The organism is Kitasatospora sp. MBT63 (assembly GCF_000710465.2).
In the GTDB taxonomy this organism is placed as follows: Bacteria; Actinomycetota; Actinomycetes; order Streptomycetales; family Streptomycetaceae; genus Kitasatospora.
Window position 1 is genome coordinate 1 of record NZ_JAIZ01000822.1, and the last position, 511, is coordinate 511.

At 79.5% G+C, this 511-nt stretch carries 1 protein-coding gene; it reads left to right on the forward strand.

All coding sequences use genetic code 11. From position 1 onward, the window contains the following. Window positions 1-382: lanthionine synthetase LanC family protein (locus AA75_RS43265; RefSeq protein ID WP_033826048.1), on the forward strand; the 382-nt coding region annotated here is incomplete at its 5' end. Between the last annotated feature and the right edge of the window lie 129 nt (window positions 383-511).

The window sequence follows — 511 nt, forward strand, 5'->3', positions numbered from 1 at the left end:
GTACGTCGCCGCCGCGGTCACCACCCTCGCCGAGCACGGTCCGCTGCCCGACCACAGCCTGCGCCACGGTGAGGCCGGGGTGCTCGAACTGCTGCTGGCCGCCTCCCCGCAGGGCGCCGTGACGGGCCTGACGGCGGGCCGGGCCGGCACCCTGCTGACCGCCCTGGACCGGTACGGGCCGCGCTGCGCCACCCCCGACGCCGTCGCCGTCCCCGGCCTGCTCGGCGGTCTGGCCGGGATCGGGTACGCGCTGCTGCGGCTGGCCTTCCCGGCCCGCACCCCCTCGGTGCTGCTGCTGGATCCCCCCGACTCTCCGGCCCCGCGCACCCCGGCGCCGTCGGAGCCCACCGCACCATCCGCCTCGAACGGGAGAAGCCTGTGAACGCATCGACGCTGGTCGCCCTCTGGAAGGACCCGGCCGCCCGCGCCGGCTCGGACGTCCGCCACCCCGCCGGGGAGATCCGGCTCACCGCGGCGGGCGGCCCGCCGGCCGCCCGCCGCGCCCCCCTGC